This window comes from Microterricola pindariensis, from assembly GCF_002936985.1.
GTDB lineage: Bacteria > Actinomycetota > Actinomycetes > Actinomycetales > Microbacteriaceae > Microterricola > Microterricola pindariensis.
This window is the reverse complement of record NZ_MPZN01000004.1, coordinates 61,917-77,931: the sequence shown is the minus strand read 5'-3', so window position 1 is coordinate 77,931 and position 16,015 is coordinate 61,917. Positions and strand designations below refer to the sequence as shown.

14 protein-coding genes are annotated in these 16,015 nt (G+C 72.2%); 8 read left to right on the top strand and 6 right to left on the bottom strand.

Annotation, left to right across the window (positions count from 1 at the left end; genetic code table 11):
* Window positions 1-14: 14 nt before the first annotated feature.
* The 5 genes from GY24_RS02350 to GY24_RS02330 are packed head-to-tail and all read right to left on the bottom strand — an operon-like array spanning window position 15 to window position 5,542.
* Window positions 15-1,343 carry a DUF58 domain-containing protein gene (locus tag GY24_RS02350; RefSeq protein ID WP_104474195.1) on the bottom strand — a complete coding sequence of 443 codons (1,329 nt, stop codon included), beginning with the start codon at window positions 1,341-1,343 and terminating at the stop codon, window positions 15-17.
* 2 nt (window positions 1,344-1,345) lie between these two features.
* Window positions 1,346-2,338, bottom strand: a complete 993-nt coding sequence (locus tag GY24_RS02345; RefSeq protein ID WP_104474194.1) for an AAA family ATPase — start codon at window positions 2,336-2,338, stop codon at window positions 1,346-1,348.
* Complete coding sequence (locus GY24_RS02340) at window positions 2,335-3,642, bottom strand: DUF4350 domain-containing protein (protein WP_233279151.1); 1,308 nt, start codon at window positions 3,640-3,642, stop codon at window positions 2,335-2,337. Before GY24_RS02340 ends, GY24_RS02345 begins: the two co-directional genes overlap by 4 nt.
* Window positions 3,639-4,304 carry a DUF4129 domain-containing protein gene (locus tag GY24_RS02335; RefSeq protein WP_104474193.1) on the bottom strand — a complete coding sequence of 222 codons (666 nt, stop codon included), beginning with the start codon at window positions 4,302-4,304 and terminating at the stop codon, window positions 3,639-3,641. Before GY24_RS02335 ends, GY24_RS02340 begins: the two co-directional genes overlap by 4 nt.
* On the bottom strand, window positions 4,301-5,542 hold the full coding sequence (locus GY24_RS02330) for a hypothetical protein (protein ID WP_104474192.1): 1,242 nt from the start codon (window positions 5,540-5,542) through the stop codon (window positions 4,301-4,303). Before GY24_RS02330 ends, GY24_RS02335 begins: the two co-directional genes overlap by 4 nt.
* A gap of 108 nt (window positions 5,543-5,650) precedes the next feature.
* Between GY24_RS02330 and mtrA the strand changes: the two genes are divergently transcribed.
* The 7 genes from mtrA (at window position 5,651) to GY24_RS02295 (ending at window position 14,846) form a co-directional block, all read left to right on the top strand.
* The gene (gene mtrA, locus GY24_RS02325; RefSeq protein ID WP_083363252.1) at window positions 5,651-6,328 is read left to right on the top strand and encodes an MtrAB system response regulator MtrA; all 678 of its coding nucleotides are present in this window, start codon (window positions 5,651-5,653) and stop codon (window positions 6,326-6,328) included.
* A gap of 3 nt (window positions 6,329-6,331) precedes the next feature.
* Window positions 6,332-7,939 (top strand): MtrAB system histidine kinase MtrB, encoded by a 1,608-nt coding sequence (mtrB, locus tag GY24_RS02320; protein ID WP_104474191.1) that lies wholly within the window; start codon window positions 6,332-6,334, stop codon window positions 7,937-7,939.
* Window positions 7,936-9,636 carry an LpqB family beta-propeller domain-containing protein gene (locus GY24_RS02315; protein ID WP_104474190.1) on the top strand — a complete coding sequence of 567 codons (1,701 nt, stop codon included), beginning with the start codon at window positions 7,936-7,938 and terminating at the stop codon, window positions 9,634-9,636. Before mtrB ends, GY24_RS02315 begins: the two co-directional genes overlap by 4 nt.
* 106 nt (window positions 9,637-9,742) lie before the next feature.
* Window positions 9,743-10,486, top strand: coding sequence for a ComF family protein (locus tag GY24_RS02310; RefSeq protein ID WP_104474189.1), 744 nt, complete (start codon window positions 9,743-9,745; stop codon window positions 10,484-10,486).
* 101 nt (window positions 10,487-10,587) lie between these two features.
* Window positions 10,588-11,256, top strand: coding sequence for a ribosome hibernation-promoting factor, HPF/YfiA family (gene hpf, locus GY24_RS02305; RefSeq protein WP_104474188.1), 669 nt, complete (start codon window positions 10,588-10,590; stop codon window positions 11,254-11,256).
* A gap of 193 nt (window positions 11,257-11,449) precedes the next feature.
* Window positions 11,450-14,257, top strand: coding sequence for a preprotein translocase subunit SecA (gene secA, locus GY24_RS02300; protein ID WP_104474187.1), 2,808 nt, complete (start codon window positions 11,450-11,452; stop codon window positions 14,255-14,257).
* Between the two features lie 127 nt (window positions 14,258-14,384).
* Window positions 14,385-14,846, top strand: coding sequence for a DUF2871 domain-containing protein (locus tag GY24_RS02295; protein ID WP_104474186.1), 462 nt, complete (start codon window positions 14,385-14,387; stop codon window positions 14,844-14,846).
* Here the strand turns inward: GY24_RS02295 and GY24_RS02290 are convergent.
* Entirely contained in the window at window positions 14,833-15,255 is a 423-nt protein-coding gene (locus tag GY24_RS02290) for an Rv3235 family protein (RefSeq protein WP_133161087.1), read from the bottom strand. The genes GY24_RS02295 and GY24_RS02290 overlap by 14 nt on opposite strands.
* A gap of 136 nt (window positions 15,256-15,391) precedes the next feature.
* Between GY24_RS02290 and GY24_RS02285 the strand changes: the two genes are divergently transcribed.
* Window positions 15,392-16,012: a hypothetical protein gene (locus tag GY24_RS02285; protein WP_104474232.1), complete on the top strand. Its 621-nt coding sequence runs from the start codon at window positions 15,392-15,394 to the stop codon at window positions 16,010-16,012.
* Window positions 16,013-16,015 lie beyond the last annotated feature (3 nt).

Here is a 16,015-nt window from a genome sequence, read left to right as displayed (position 1 = left end):
GAGCGCTCTGGCGGCTACAGCCGGCCGGCCGCCTTCAACGCAATGTAGCGGTCGGCGAGGGCCGGCGGCAGCGCGGCGGGCGCGGCCGTGACGACCTCTGCGCCGCTCTGCCGGATTGCCGCGGAGACCCGCTCGACGTCGAGCAGCGCCTGCTCGGCCGCCGCCGCCCAGTAGATCTCGTTCCGGCTGCCGCGGGCGGATGCCGCCTGCTGCAGGGCGGGGTCGGTGACGGACGCCACCACCACCGTGTGCCGCTTGCTGAGCTCCGGCAGCACGGCGAGCAGGCCGCTCGCCGCCCCGGGCGCCTCGATCGACGTGAGCAGCACCACGAGGGCGTGCCTGCTGGTCACCCCGCGCACCAGCGACGGCACCGCCGTCCAGTCCATCTCGATCAGCTCCGGCTCGATTCCCGCCATCGCGTCGACCATCCGGCTGAGCAGCTCCGGGCCGGACGCCCCCTGCACGCGGCCGCGCACCAGCCGGTCGTAGGCCAGCAGGTCGACCCGGTCGCCGGCGTGGCTGGCGAGGGCGGCCAGCAGCAGCGCGCTCTCGAAGGCCGTGTCCAGGCGCGGCTCGTCGGCGATGCGGGCGGCGGAGGTGCGGCCGCTGTCGATGACGATGACCACCCTGCGGTCGCGCTCCGGCCGCCAGGTGCGCACCATGAGCGAGGGCGCCAGGCTCGGGCTGCTGCGCCGGGCCGTCGCCCGCCAATCGATGGAGCGCACGTCGTCGCCGCGCACGTACTCGCGCAGGCTGTCGAACTCGGTGCCCTGGCCGCGCAGCATGACCGCGGTGCGGCCGTCCAGCTCGCGCAGCCGGGCCAGCCGCGACGGCAGGTGCTTGCGGGAGTGGAACGGCGGCAGCACGCGCAGCCGGCCGGGCGCCTCGAGCGTCGCCTGGCGCGCGGCCAGGCCGAGCGGGCCGAGCGAGCGGATCGTGATCTGCTCCACCCGGCGCTCCCCGCGCCGCGTCGGCGTGAGCCGGGTGCTGACGCGGCGGCGCTCGCCGGCCGGCAGAGTGATCCTCTGCCGGTTCGTGTCGGCCCCGGCCGAGGGCTGCCAGGCGTCGCGCACGACGCCGCGGAGCGCCCGGGTGCCCCGGTTGCCGAGGAACAGCTGCACCTCCGCGCTCTCGCCGAGCCGCAGCCGGGCCGGCACGACCCGCTCGGCGGAGAGCAGCCGCGGCGAGGCAGCCAGCACCAGGTCGAGCGCCGCCAGCACCAGCACGAACGCCAGCCACACGCCGAGCACGGTCGCTGCATCCGCCAGTGAGTCGCCGCCGAGCGCCACGATGGGCACCACGCCGAGGGCGAGGAGCAGAACGAAGCGCGGGGTGATGGCCATCGTTAGATCGGCACCTGCACCTGGGAGACGATGGAGCGCAGGATCGCGTCGACGGACACTCCCTCCAACTCGGCCTCCGGCCGCAGCTGCACCCGGTGCCGCCAGACCGGCAGCAGCATCGCCTGCACGTGGTCGGGGGTGATCGAGTCGTAGCCGCTCAGCCAGGCCCACGCCTTCGCGGAGGCGAGCAGCGCCGTCGTGCCGCGCGGGCTGACCCCGAGCTTGACCGAGGGGCTGGTGCGGGTGGCGCGGGCGAGGTCCACGACGTAGGCGAGCACGTCGGCGCTGACGCCGACGGATGCCGCGGACGCCTGGGCCTCGGCCAGCCGCCCCGCGTCCAGCACCGGGCGCACCCCGGCGCCGGCCAGATCGCGCGGGTCGAAGCCGGCCGCGTGCCGGCGCAACACCTCGATCTCGGTGTCGCGTTCCGGCAGGTCCAGCACGAGCTTGAGCAGGAAGCGGTCCAGCTGCGCCTCCGGCAGCGAGTAGGTGCCCTCGTACTCGACGGGGTTCTGCGTGGCCGCCACGATGAACGGCTCCGGCAGCGGCCGGGAGATCCCGTCGACCGAGACCTGGCGCTCCTCCATGGCCTCCAGCAGCGCCGACTGCGTCTTCGGCGGGGTGCGGTTGATCTCGTCGGCGAGCAGGATGTTGGTGAACACGGGCCCGGCGCGGAACTCGAAGTCGCCGGCCTTGACGTCGTAGACGATCGAGCCGGTGACGTCGCCGGGCATCAGGTCGGGGGTGAACTGCACGCGCCGGGTCTGCAGGTCCAGCGCCGCGCTCAGGCTGCGCACGAGCAGCGTCTTGGCCACGCCGGGGACGCCCTCCAGCAGCACGTGGCCGCGGGCGAGCAGGGCGATGATGAGACCGGTGACGGCGGCATCCTGGCCGACGACGGCCTTGCCCACCTCCGCGCGCACCTGGGCGAGTGACTGGCGGAGCTCTGCGGCGCGCGTCGGCGCGTTCAGGGTGTCGGCAGCGATGTCTGTCATGGGTCCATTCTCTCTGTCGGAGGGGTCGAAGTCGGCGGTGTCGTGCCGCGGATGACGGCACCCTCGAGCCCGGCGAGCCGGTCAGAGAGCGCCAGCATCGCCGAGTCGTTCTGGGGCTGCTCGTCCACGAGCACGGAGCGCACGGCGTGGAGTGGGAGGCCCGTCGCGGCGGAGGCGGCCGCCACCACCTCGTCGAGGGAGGCGGTGCGGGCCAGGCCGAGCCGGCCGGCGATGCGCCCGATCGCGGCCAGGCGCAGCGCGTCGACGGCGCGGAGCCGGGCGGAGCTGCGGGCGTAGAGCCGGGACCGGCCCTCCATCGTCTCGCTGGCGCGGACGGTGACGGGCAGGCGCTCCAGCACGAGCGGGCCGAAGCGCCGGCCGTAGGCGACGGCGGCTGCGACGCCGGTGAGCACGAGCAAGACCATCACCGGGGTCACCCAGCCGGGGCTGAGCTCGGCCATGCTCGGCGGGGCTCCGGCGGCGACGTCGGCGAGGGTCGGGAGATACCAGACCAGGGTCGGCGCCTCACCGAGCAGGCCGAGCGCGAGCGCCGCATTTCCGGCGGCCGTGATCGACTCGTTGGCGAGGATCGCTGGGTCGGCGAGGAAGCTCAACCGAGCGTCCTGACCGCCGCCCTGCACCAGCACGGAGGCCCCGGCACCGTCGGTGAAGCAGCCGGCGTAGCCGGCGGCGTCGGCGGGAATCCGCAGCGTCTTCAGGCCGGCCCCGGGCAGGGCGGCCACGCTGCCCGCCCGCTCGCCCGCCGCGCTCGAGCAGGAGGCGCCGGCCTCGATGGCCTGGTCGGCGGCGCTGACGCCGCCGAAGCCGATTTCGGGGGCGAGGCCCTGCAGCAGGGCGAAGCCGGGGTCGACGACGACGGTGTGGGCGGCGGCATCCTGCAGGCGGGCGATCTGCTCAGAGTCGAGGAGGGCGTTCTCGTCGTAGACGAGCAGCGTGGCGCGTCCCGCCGCGGCGGCCGTCGCCGCGAGGGCGGCGTCCAGGCTGTCGGCGGTGACGACGTCGACGCCCTGTGCTGCGAGCACCTCGGCCACCGCCTTCGCGCCGACGGGTGCGGGGTTGGCGCGGCCGAGGGCCGGACCGCCGGCGATGGCTGCGCCGTTCAGCAGGAGTGCGATCACGGCGACGACGAGGGCTCCGGCCGCGGCGGCCAGCCAGAACGCCGCCTTCCGGCCGCTGGCGCGCAACGTCGGAGTGACGGCCGGGGCGAGGGCGGGGTCGAGTGCGGGGTCTCGTGCAGGGTCGAGCGCCGGGGCCGCTGCGGGCCGGGCTGCGGTGTCGATCACGCGAGCACCGCCGGCTCCGGCAGGGCGGGCCTGGACGCCCGGACGCGCTCGTCCAGGGCCTGCACGGCGCGGTAGTCGGCCTCGCTGCCCGGGTGGCCCAGATAACGGACCTCGTCGAAGGCGCGGGCTGCATCGGCCAGCGCGCGGCCCTCTTCCGGCAGCGCGCGGCCGGCTGCCGCGGCGAAGTCGGTGGCGGTGGTGCCCGGGCTCAGTGTGACGATGGTGCGCTCGGCCAGGTCGGCGGCCAGTGCGCGGAACTGCTCGGCGATGGCGAGCGGCCAGTCCTGCCCGGCCGCGGCGGCGCGGGCGGCGGCGCGCATCTGCTCCGCGCTGCGGGTCTCGCGCTGCCCGAACAGCTCGCTCGGCGCGGAGCGCCGGTTCAGCCGCGGGACGCCCCAGACCAGCAGGGCGACGACGACGGCGGCCACGACGAGGATGACCGCCACCAGCGGCAGCCAGCCGCTGCCCGCGCCGTCCGCGCCGGCGAACAGGCTGCCCAACCAGTCAAAGAACGCCTGCGAGGCCCGGTCGAACCAGTTGGGCTCCGCGGCCCGGTACTCCGGCTTGGCCAGCTCCTCCAGCAGCAGCCGGTGTGCCTCGGGGGCGTCCGGGTCGACGGGGATGGACGCGGCGATCGCCGACAGCGCGTGGGTTCCGATCATGCGGCGGTCTGCGCGGCGTGCGGAACCAGGTACGGGTCGGCGACGCCCTGCTCGCCGAGCTCGCGGGCCTCGACGAAGCGCAACAGCTCGAGGTCGAGCCCCTCCTTGCGCATGCGGAGGTCGATGTAGATCAGCGCCACCGCCGCCGACTGCGCGACAACGGCGATCGAGGTGATGATGAGGGTGACGAGCATGAGCAGCAGGTAGGAGGCGGCGGCCGGGCCGATCGTGCCGAGCACGTTGTTGGGGTCGATGACGGTGGCCGCGAAGCCGTAGAGCAGCGAGACCGGGGTCGTCACGATCTGGGAAGCCAAGTTGACGATGAAGCCGACCAGGAACTGCACGCCGAGCGTCTTCCAGAAGTAGCCGCGGGTCAGCGACCAGGAGCGGGCGACGGCGGTGCCGACGCCGAGCCGCTCGAGCATGATCAGGCAGGGGGTGAGGGAGGTCTTCACGGTCAGCCAGGCCAGCAGCACCACGACGCCGAGCCCGAGCAGCACGCCGACGGCGATCGTCAGGCCGAGCAGCGGCGCTCCCTGCACGGCCAGCAGCACCACGATGCCGACGGCGGCGGCGATGATGACGACGTACCCGGCGGCGAGCAGCAGCACCCAGCCGAGCAGCGGCCAGATCCGGCGCAGCGCGGTCTTCCACAGGGCGAACAGGGTGAGCTTCTCGCCGAGCGTCGCGCGGGCCACCTCCAGCACGATGACGCCCTGCAGCACCGCGGATGCCAGCACGGTCAGCAGCACGGGGATGAGCGCGGCGAGGATGATCGCCGTCACGGCGCCGGCGGCGACGGCATCCGACTCCGCGGCGCTCGCCCGCTCCATCCGGTCAATGGCGATGAAGGTCACGGGGCCGAGCACGAGCAGGGAGACGAGCACCGAGAGGGCCTGCACGAGCAGCGCGCTGCCGAAGGTGGCCTTCGGGTTGCGGCGGAGCACCTGGAACGGGGCGCCGAGCAGCGTGCCGAAGCCGAGCGGGCGCAGCGGGATGAGCCCGGGCTTGGGCGGCGGGGTCCAGCCTGGCGCCTGGCCGTAGGGCGCCTGGCCGTAGGGTGCCTGGCCGTACGGGGCCTGCCCGTAGGGTGCCTGCCCGTACGGGGCCTGCCCGTAGGGCGCCTGGCCGTACGGCGGCTGGCCTGGGGGCGCCTGCCCGTACGGCGGCTGCCCCGGCACTGCGCGGCCGGGCTGGCCCTGCTCCGAGGGCGACTGCCAGCTCTGCTCGTCGGTCATACCGCCCATGCTGCCACATCCCGGCCCTTGGAGGCCCGGACTGCACTACTGTTGTCCCAAAGCATGCCGCTGCATGAATATGTGCGCGGCCCCAGCGGGAATGGATGCATGAGCGCACGGATTTTGGTCGTCGATGACGACACCGCACTGGCGGAGATGATTGGCATCGTCTTGCGCAGCGAGGGCTTCGAGCCCAGCTTCTGCGCCGATGGCGCGCTCGCGCTGGACGCCTTCCGGCAGAACAAGCCCGACCTGGTGCTGCTCGACCTGATGCTGCCCGGCCGCGACGGCATCGAGGTGTGCACGCTGATCCGCGCCGAGTCCGGCACCCCCGTGATCATGCTCACCGCCAAGTCCGACACCACCGACGTGGTCAAGGGCCTGGAGTCCGGTGCCGACGACTACATGGTCAAGCCGTTCAACCCCAAGGAGCTGGTGGCCCGCATCCGCACGCGCCTGCGCCCGAGCGCCGCGGCATCCGAGACGCTGCAGGTCGGCGACCTGGTGGTGGATGCCGCCGGGCACGAGGTGCGCCGCGGCGAGGAGCGCATCAACCTCACCCCGCTCGAGTTCGACCTCCTGCTCGCGCTCGCCTCCAAGCCGCAGCAGGTGTTCACCCGCGAGATGCTGCTCGAGCAGGTCTGGGGCTACCACTACAAGGCAGACACCCGGCTGGTGAACGTGCACGTGCAGCGACTGCGCGCCAAGGTCGAGCACGACCCGGACAACCCCCGCATCGTCATGACGGTGCGCGGGGTCGGCTACCGGGCCGGCGCCGCCAACTGACCCATGGTTGACTGGCGCTCCTGGCGCAGCTGGCCGCAGCGGGCGGTCAGGGCCTGGCGGGAGTCGCTGCAGTTCCGCACCGTGCTCATCTCGCTCGGGCTCTCCAGCGTGGCGATCCTGCTCACCGGGCTCTACCTCTCCGTGAGCGTCAGCAACAACCTGTTCCAGGCGCGGCTCGACCAGGTGCTCGGCGACTCCTCGCGCGCCGTCGCCACCGCCCAGCAGCTCGTCGACGCCTCCGACGCCACCGACCGCGCCGCCATGCTCGGCGTGATGAACAGCGCCCGCAACGCCATGAGCGCGAGCTCGTCCAGCCGGCTGGTCGCCGGCTTCCGGGTGCCCGGCCAGGAGCCGAGCCCGATCGCCCCGCTGGACTTCGTGCCGTCGACGCTGCGCACCGGCGTGATCACCCCGGAACTGCAGCAGCGCGTCCGCGACAACGCCGACGAGCAGTTCTGGCAGTCGGTCAGCCTGCAGACGCCGGAGGGGGCGACGGTGCCCGGCATCGTCGTCGGCTCGCAGCTGGTGCTGCCCACCGCCGGCCGCTACGAGATCTACATCGCATACAGCCTGGCCGACGCCGAGCAGACGCTCGGCTTCGTGCAGCAGACGGCCGCCGTCGCCGCGATCGCCCTGCTGCTCCTGATCGGCGCGGTCACCTGGGTCGTCGTGCGCCTCGTGGTGACACCGATCCGGGTCGCGGCGGAGACCAGTGAGCGCCTGGCAGCCGGCGAGCTCGAGGTGCGCATCCCGGAGAAGGGCGAGGATGTCATCGCGACGCTGGCCCGCTCGTTCAACGGCATGGCCGACAGCCTGCAGGCGCAGATCAAGAAGCTCGCCGACCTCAGCGAGGTGCAGCAGCGATTCGTCTCCGACGTCTCGCACGAGCTGCGCACGCCGCTGACCACCATCCGACTGGCCGGGGACGTGCTCTACGACCAGCGCGAGAGCTTCCCGCCGGCCACGGAGCGCACCGCGGAGCTGCTGCACACCCAGGTGCAGCGCTTCGAGCTGCTGCTGGCCGACCTGCTCGAGATCAGCCGCTACGACGCCGGCTCCGTCGCCCTCGACTTGGAGCCGACCAGCCTCGTGCACATCGTCGAGGAGACGATGGAGTCGATGGCCGAGCTGGCCGCGCAGAACGGCACCGAGCTGCGCCTGGTCGCTCCCGGCGGGCACCTGCCGGCCCAGCTCGACCCGCGCCGCATTCGCCGCATCGTGAGCAACCTGCTCGGCAATGCCATCGAGCACAGCGAGGGCAAGCCGATCGTGCTGTTCGTGGACAGCACGGCCAGCGCGGTCGCCCTCACCGTGCGCGACTACGGCGTCGGCATGAAGGAGGGTGAGGCCGCCCGCGTCTTCGACCGCTTCTGGCGTGCGGACCCCTCGCGCAAACGCACCATCGGCGGCACCGGCCTCGGCCTGCCGATCTCGCTCGAGGACGCGATGCTGCACGGCGGAACGATCGACGTCTGGTCGGCCCCGGGCGCCGGCTCGGCGTTCCGGCTGACGCTGCCGCGCGTGCACGGGCGCCCGATGGGGGAGTCCCCGCTGCCGCTGCCGCCGGACGACGCGGGCCGCAACCGCCCGGAACAGGGAGGATCCTCGTGAGGAACAGATCCAGGCTCGCCGCCGTCGCCGCACTGCTCGCCCTCACCCTGGCCGGCTGCGCCGGCATCCCGAGCTCCGGCGGCGTGCACGCCGGGCGGGGAGTGGAGAACGAGGTCAGCCCCGAGTTCGACTTCCTCGCCCGCAGCCCGCAGCCCGGCGCCACCCAGGAGGAGATCCTGCTCGGCTTCGTGGAGGCCGCGGCCAGCCCGCACGACCGCTACGCGGTGGCCAAGGAATACCTCACCCCCGAGTTCTCCGCCGAGTGGGACCCGGACTCCAGCGCCCTCATCGACAGCGGCACCCTGCGCAGCACGCAGCAGCAGGGCACGGATTCCATGGCCCTCACCGTGTCGGCGCTCGCCGACGTGAGCGCGACCGGGGACTTCGTGCAGCGCGAGGAGCCCACCACGCAGGTGCTCGGCTACGAGTTCAGCCGGGTCGGCGAGCAGTGGCGCATCAGCAGCGCGCCGCAGGGGATCCTCGTCGACCAGCCCACCTTCGCGCTCGTCTTCGGCAGCTACCCGCTCTACTTCTTTGACCCGACGTTCAGCTACCTGGTGCCCGACCTGCGCTGGTTCCCCCGCCGCACGTCGACGCCGACGGTCATCGTCAAGGCGCTGCTCAGCGGCCCGAGCGACTGGCTGGTCGACGCCGTGCAGTCCGCGTTCCCGGAGGGCACTGCGCTGGCGTCGGACTCCGTGCGCATCGTCGCGCGCGATGCCATCGTCGACCTCTCGCCCGGCGTGCTGCAGACCGAGGCGGTGCAGCTGAGTCGGATGCGGGTGCAGCTGCGCGAGAGCCTGCGCAACGTCTCGGCGGTCTCCGGGGTCGCCATCACCGTCGATCAGATCGAGCAGCAGATCCCCGACGTGCCCGGCGCCGTGATCACCGACCCGCATGTCGACCCGCGGGCGCTCATCCTGCGCGACGGCCAGATCGGCTACCTGGCCACCACCGGGGACACCATCACGCCGCTGGAGCAGTCGGCCCAGATCACGGCGCTGAACCCCACGGCCGTGAACCTCGGCGTCCGGCAGCAGTCCGGCGACACGGCGGCCGTGCTGAGCGCAGACGGCGTGCACGTCGCGCGCGCAGGCAGCGATGCGCGACTGTTGGACGAGCGGGCGGGGCTGATCGCCCCCGCCGTCGACGTGTTCGGCTACGTCTGGTCGGTGCCGGCCGATGCGCCGGGGGAGCTGCTGGCGTTCGCGCCGGACGGCTCGGAGCACGCCGTCGGCACGAGCTGGCCCGACGCCACCCAGATCACCTCCATCGCCCTCTCCCGCGACGGCACCCGCCTGCTCGCCCTCTACCGGGCGGGCGACGCGACCCGGCTGGTGGCGGCCGCCGTGCAGCGCCGCGACGGCGAGGGGCGCAACGCCCCGCTCAAACTGGGCATTCCGCTCGAGCTCGCCGTCCCGGCCGAGACCCCGCTCGGCACGGCCTGGGTGAACGAGCTGACGGTGGCGACGCTGACCCGCGGCGAGGGCGAGGAGACGCTGATCACGACCCAGCAGCTGGGCGGGCCGAGCTCCGAGATCGAGGGCTCACCCGGCGCCACCACCCTGAGCGGCGGCAACGCGACGCGGGAGTTGCGGCTGCTCACCGCCGACGGGGTGCTGTTGCAGCGCCGCGGGCTGACCTGGCAGCCGCGCCTGGACGGCGTGGGGGTGCTGGGGGTCTCGCTCGGGCGCTAGGCCCGTTCTGCGCGGCCTGTTGTGCACAGCGCCCGCGCGCGGCGGGTCCGTGCACAGGCCGGGCCGGCTCCGCGCGGGCGCCGCCGCGGTGGGCCAGCATGGCGCCATGGCCTCGCTGCCGCCGCCCCTGCCGCCCACTCCGCACTCGGCACTGAACTCGGCACTGAACGCGGCGCTGCGCACCGCGCTCGCCGAGGCCGTCGCCGTCTTCGCCCCGAGCGAGTGCGTCGGCTGCGGCCGCCCGGAGCGGGGGCTCTGCCCCGACTGCGCCGCCTCCCTCGCGGCATCCGTCGCGCACCCCGCGGAGCGGCTCGGCCAGCGGGTGTGGTGCGGCCTCGACTACGCCGGCCCCGCGCGGCGGGCCCTGCTCGCCTTCAAGGACGCCGGGCGCACCGAGGCCGCCCGGCCGCTGGCCGTCCCGCTCGCCGCGGCCATCGCGGCCGCCGTGGCCGAGGCACCGGCGGGCGCCCCGATCGAGCTGGTCTGCGTGCCATCGGATGCCGCGGCGCTGCGCCGACGCGGCTACCACCCGGTCGGCAGCCTGCTCGCCGCGGCCGGGCTGCGCGGTGCCCCGCTGCTCGCCCACGCCGCCTCGCACCGCGACCAGGTCGGCCTCGGCCGCGGCGCCCGCCGCGACAACCTGGACGGGGCGCTGCGGCTGCGCCGGGGCACGGACTCCCTGGCCGGGCGCCGCCTGCTCCTGGTGGACGACATCCTCACCACGGGGGCCACCGCGGCCGAGGCCGTGCGCGCCCTGCGGGCCGCGGGCGGCACCGTCTGCGGCGTCGCGGTGCTGGCCGAAACCCGCCTGCGCAACCCTCCGGCAGAGACTCGTGGCACCTTCGGATGAAATGGCGATGACTTTCACTGGGGCAGCGACTACGGTGGGCCTAAAGGCGAGAAAGGTCCGCCCAGTAGACGCCGGGCGGCACGCCTGTCTGGGAGGTCGTCATGGAAATTAACATCGTCGGACGCAACCTGGGAATCACCGATCGTTTTCGGGACTATGCAACAGAGAAGGCCGAGAAGGTCGCAAATCTGGCCGAAAAGGCACAGGTGCTCGAGATCAAGGTAAGCCGCCAGAGCCAGACCAACGGCTCCGTGCGCAGTGACCGGGTGGAGCTCACGCTGATCGGCAAGGGACCACTGGTCCGCGCCGAGGCCGAGGGCTCAGACAAGTACGCCGCGTTCGATGTCGCACTCGGCCGATTGTTGGAGCGGGTCCGCCGTGCCAAGGATCGGCGCAAGGTGCATCGTGGCAACCACCGGCCGACCTCGCTGCGCGAGGCCAGCACGGGAGGTTTCGAGGCCGTGCACATCGAGCCGGCCGACGCCGAGGTTCTGGAGCAGGTGCGAACGGGCTCCGTGCCCGTTGTGGGCGAGGCAGGCGGCGAGGGGGACGAGCAGGACTACACGCCCGTCGTCATCCGGCGCAAGCTGTTCGCCTCCATCCCCATGTCGATCGACGACGCCCTCTACAACATGGAACTGGTCGGGCACGACTTCTACCTGTTCCATGACATCGAGACCGACCGCCCGAGCGTCGTCTACCGACGCAAGGGCTGGGACTACGGCGTGATCGGGCTCGGAGACGCCGAGTTGGAGGCCGTCTCCGCCTGAGTGCCGTCGCAGGTCGCCCGGGCCCCACACCAGTCGCTGGTGCGGGGCCCGGTGCCGTCCGGGCGGCGCATTCACACCGTTCTGCCCGATACGATTGCTATCGTTGCCGAGTGGAGTCGGCCGCGCGCTGACGCGCCCGCTGTCCGACAACGTGGCGGCACGACCCGAGCCCTCAGACAACTGGAGACAATCCGTGGCCTCAATTCTGGAAAAAGTCCTTCGCGTCGGTGAGGGGCGCACTCTCAAGCGCCTCGAGAACTACGCCAAGGCGATCAACGCGCTTGAAGACGACTTCACGCACTTGAGCGACGAGGAGCTCAAGCACGAGACCGTCGAGCTGCGCGAGCGCTACTCGAACGGCGAGTCCCTGGACGACCTGCTGCCGGAGGCGTTCGCCGCCGTGCGCGAGGCCAGCCGCCGCACCCTCGGCCTGCGCCACTTCGACGTGCAGCTCATGGGCGGCGCTGCCCTGCACCTCGGCAACATCGCCGAGATGAAGACCGGTGAGGGAAAGACCCTGGTCGCGACGACCGCCGCCTACCTCAACGCCATCACCAGCCGCGGCGTGCACATCATCACCGTCAACGACTTTCTGGCCAGCTACCAGTCCGAGCTGATGGGCCGCGTGTTCCGCGCCCTCGGCATGACGACCGGCTGCATCGTCGCGGGCCAGACGCCCGAGGTGCGCCGTGAGCAGTACGCCTCCGACATCACCTACGGCACGAACAACGAGTTCGGCTTCGACTACCTGCGCGACAACATGGCCTGGCAGGCCAGCGACATGGTGCAGCGCGGCCACTACTTCGCCATTGTCGACGAGGTCGACTCGATCCTCATCGACGAGGCCCGCACCCCGCTGATCATCTCCGGCCCGGCATCCGGCGAGGCGAACCGCTGGTTCACCGAGTTCGCCCAGCTGGCCAAGCGCCTCGTCCCCGGCACCGACTTCGAGGTGGACGAGAAGAAGCGCACCGTCGGCGTGCTGGAGCCCGGCATCGAGAAGGTCGAGGACTACCTCGGCATCGACAACCTGTACGAGTCGGCCAACACCCCGCTGATCTCCTTCCTGAACAACGCGATCAAGGCCAACGCCCTGTTCAAGCGCGACAAGGACTACGTCGTGATGAACGGCGAGGTGCTCATCGTCGACGAGCACACCGGCCGCATCCTGATGGGCCGCCGCTACAACGAGGGCATCCACCAGGCCATCGAGGCCAAGGAGGGCGTCGCGGTCAAGGCCGAGAACCAGACCCTGGCCACCGTCACGCTGCAGAACTACTTCCGCCTCTACTCCAAGCTCTCCGGCATGACCGGTACCGCCGAGACCGAGGCCGCCGAGTTCATGTCGACCTACAAGCTCGGCGTCGTCTCGATCCCGACCAACAAGCCGATGCAGCGCATCGACCAGCCCGACCTCGTCTACAAGAACGAGGAGGCCAAGTTCGGCCAGGTGGTCGAGGACATCGTGGTGCGCCACAAGGCCGGCCAGCCGGTGCTGGTGGGCACGACATCCGTCGAGAAGAGCGAGTACCTCTCGCGCCTGCTCGCCAAGAAGGGCGTCCGCCACGAGGTGCTGAACGCCAAGAACCACGCCCGCGAGGCAGCCATCGTCGCCCAGGCCGGGCGCCTCGGCTCCGTCACCGTCGCCACCAACATGGCCGGCCGTGGAACCGACGTGATGCTCGGCGGCAACGCCGAGTTCCTCGCCGTCGCCGAGCTGAACGCGCAGGGCCTCAGCCCCGTCGAGACGCCAGAGGAATACGAGCTGGCCTGGGACGAGGTGTTCGAGAAGGTCAAGTCCACCGTCGAGGAGGAGGCCAGCAAGGTCGTCGCGGCCGGCGGCCTCTACGTGCTCGGCACGGAGCGGCACGAGTCGCGCCGCATCGACAACCAGCTGCGCGGTCGTTCCGGCCGTCAGGGCGACCCGGGCGAGAGCCGCTTCTACCTCTCGCTGACCGATGACCTGATGCGCCTGTTCAACGCCGGCGCCGCCGAGGCCCTGATGGGGCGCACCGGCGTGCCGGACGACATGGCCATCGAGTCGAAGGTCGTCAGCCGCGCCATCCGCAGCGCGCAGTCGCAGGTGGAAGCGCGCAACGCCGAGATCCGCAAGAACGTGCTCAAGTACGACGACGTGCTGAACCGCCAGCGCGAGGCCATCTACAGCGACCGCCGCCACATCCTCGAGGGCGACGACCTGCACGAGCGCACGCAGGCGTTCCTGGAGAGCGTGATCGACGACGTGCTCGAGCAGCACACCAGCGAGGGCTCCGGCGACGACTGGGACTTCGACGCCCTGTGGACCGAGCTGAAGACCCTCTACCCGGTGGGGCTCACCATCGACGAGGTCGTCGCGGAGGCGGGCAACAAGGGGCGAATCAACCCCGAGTTCATGCGCCGCGAGATCCTCTCCGACGCCAAGCTGGCCTACAAGAAGCGTGAGGAGTCGCTCGGCGCCCCCGCGATGCGCGAGCTCGAGCGCCGCGTCGTGCTCTCGGTGATCGACCGCCGCTGGCGCGAGCACCTCTACGAGATGGACTACCTCAAGGACGGCATCGGACTGCGCGCCATGGCGCAGCGCGACCCGCTGGTCGAGTACCAGCGCGAGGGCTACGCCATGTTCCAGCAGATGATGGGCCAGATCCGCGAGGAGACCGTCGGCTTCCTGTTCAACCTCGAGGTCGAGGTGACCCAGGGTCAGGGCGAGATCGCGGGGCCGCGCGTCGCCGCCAAGGGGCTCTCCCGCTCCGAGGCGCCGGTCGAGAAGCTCAGCTACACGGCACCGAGCGACTCCGGCGGAGTCGAGGTGCGCAACCAGCGCGGCCAGATCCAGCAGGCGGCGACCGACCGCGCCCGCCGTCAGGTGGCCGCGAGCCAGACCGAGCCGGATGCCGCAGAGGCCGCAGCCGAGGCGCCGGCCGGCCGCGGCGCCTTCGGTCAGAGCACCGGCGGTGCCGCCCCGGCCAACCGTGCCGAGCGTCGCGCCCAGGGCAAGAAGTAACACACGAGACACCCGGAATGCCCCCGCACTCATCGAGTGCGGGGGCATTCCGTCTTTGGATGGATGTGCTGCCGGCTGGCCGCTGGGAGACTGAGCGGATCCCCACCACCCAGAAAGCTGTTGCCTGATGAGAAGACTGTTCTACGCCGCGTTCGCCTCGATGCTGCTCGGCGTCGCGTCCGGGTTGTTCTACCGCGAGTTCACGAAGGGCAACGACTTCACCGGCGACACCCAGCTCGCCCTCGTGCACACCCACCTGCTCGCGCTCGGCATGACCGTCTTCCTGATCCTGCTGGCGTTGGAGAAGCTCTTCGCCGTCGCGGAGAGCCCGCTGTTCGGCTGGTTCTTCTGGGTCTACTCCGCCGGCATCCTCGTCACGACCGGCGCGATGACCGCCCAGGGCATCCTCGCCGTCCTCGGCCTGGAGCACAGCGCGGCCGTCGCCGGCATCGCGGGCCTCGGCCACATCGCGCTGCTGGTCGGCCTGGTGCTCTACTTCGTCGCGCTGCGCCCGAAGGTGCTGGCCGCGCGCCCGGCCGCCGCCGCGACGGAGCCTGCCGCGACAGCAGCTGTCGTCACAGGACGCTGATCGCGCTGGCCCGCCAGCGTTGATCCAGGCCCTCGAGCCGGATCGCCACGGCCCGGCTGCGGGCCCGGCTGTGCACGATGACGACGGCCTCCACCGCCCCGTCGCGCGGCTCGCTGACGATCACCCGGGCGATGTGATGGCTCTGCCGTTGCACCGGGATCTTCTTCACGGCGCGCGCCCTGGCCGCGATGGTCACCCGGGTCGTCAGCGAGGCGTACACCTCGTCGGTGACCCAGCGGGCGATCTGCTCCAGGTCGCGCTCGCCGGCGAGGATCTCCAGCACGCTCCTCGTCAGGTTGACCAGGAGCGGCTCCGGGTCCGGCAGTGCCGCGCGCCCCGTCCGCTGTCTGGCGAAGGCGTCATCGGCTGGAGCAGCGGCGTGGGCCGGTCGGTGCAGTTCACTGGGCATTATGCCTCCGCGGGTGACCCCCGTTCAGGGGGTGTGCTCCTGACATGAAAGCACCCGCGCTTCCCTCCTGTCCAGAGTCAGATCGCGCTGTGGATAACTTTCGACCGGCCGGGCCGGAACAAGCTAGCGTGTGCGCATGCGCTGGGAGAGCCTGTTCGACGACATGGAGAGCCAGCTCGAGCAGGAGCTGACGGCAGAGGACGAGCAGCTGCGCGCCGAGGAGGAGCGGCTGCGGCTCGGCCGGCTGACGATGCGCTCCCGCCTGGCGGCGCTGAGCGGTGATGGTCCGGATGCCGGCGGCGGGCTGCTCCGGCTCGAACTGCGCTCCGGCGCCCTCGTCACGGTGCGCGCGCTCACGTTCGGGCGGGATTGGCTCGCCGGTGAGCTGGGCCGGGCCGGCGGGCAGGGCACGCAGTGCGTGATCCCGCTCGCGGCCGTCAGCGGCGTGCTGCTCGACCCCGACGGCATCCACCGGAGCCTGGCCGAGCAGCCCGCCGCGCCGGCCCGCCTGGCCGAGCGGATCGGCCTGGCCTTCGTGCTGCGCGACCTCTGCCGGCGGCGCGCCCACGTCGAGCTCGACTGCGGGCCGCGGCCGTCCGGCGCGCCCTGGCTGCTGCACGGCACCATCGACAGGGTCGGCAGGGACCACTGCGACCTGGCGCTGCACGAGCCGGGCACTCCGCGGCGGGAGTCACTCGTCACCGGCTACCGGCTCGTCCCCTTCGAGCAGATCATGATGTTGCGGGTGGCCGGCTGAGCG

Coding starts and splice junctions, on each gene's coding strand:
- GY24_RS02350 (WP_104474195.1), bottom strand. CDS start 1,343: ATGGCCATCACCCCGCGCTTCGTTCTGCTCCTCGCCCTCGGCGTGGTG.
- GY24_RS02290 (WP_133161087.1), bottom strand. CDS start 15,255: ATGCCCAGTGAACTGCACCGACCGGCCCACGCCGCTGCTCCAGCCGAT.
- mtrA (WP_083363252.1), top strand. CDS start 5,651: ATGAGCGCACGGATTTTGGTCGTCGATGACGACACCGCACTGGCGGAG.
- mtrB (WP_104474191.1), top strand. CDS start 6,332: ATGGTTGACTGGCGCTCCTGGCGCAGCTGGCCGCAGCGGGCGGTCAGG.
- GY24_RS02335 (WP_104474193.1), bottom strand. CDS start 4,304: ATGATCGGAACCCACGCGCTGTCGGCGATCGCCGCGTCCATCCCCGTC.
- GY24_RS02310 (WP_104474189.1), top strand. CDS start 9,743: ATGGCCTCGCTGCCGCCGCCCCTGCCGCCCACTCCGCACTCGGCACTG.
- GY24_RS02285 (WP_104474232.1), top strand. CDS start 15,392: ATGCGCTGGGAGAGCCTGTTCGACGACATGGAGAGCCAGCTCGAGCAG.
- GY24_RS02295 (WP_104474186.1), top strand. CDS start 14,385: ATGAGAAGACTGTTCTACGCCGCGTTCGCCTCGATGCTGCTCGGCGTC.
- hpf (WP_104474188.1), top strand. CDS start 10,588: ATGGAAATTAACATCGTCGGACGCAACCTGGGAATCACCGATCGTTTT.
- GY24_RS02330 (WP_104474192.1), bottom strand. CDS start 5,542: ATGACCGACGAGCAGAGCTGGCAGTCGCCCTCGGAGCAGGGCCAGCCC.
- GY24_RS02345 (WP_104474194.1), bottom strand. CDS start 2,338: ATGACAGACATCGCTGCCGACACCCTGAACGCGCCGACGCGCGCCGCA.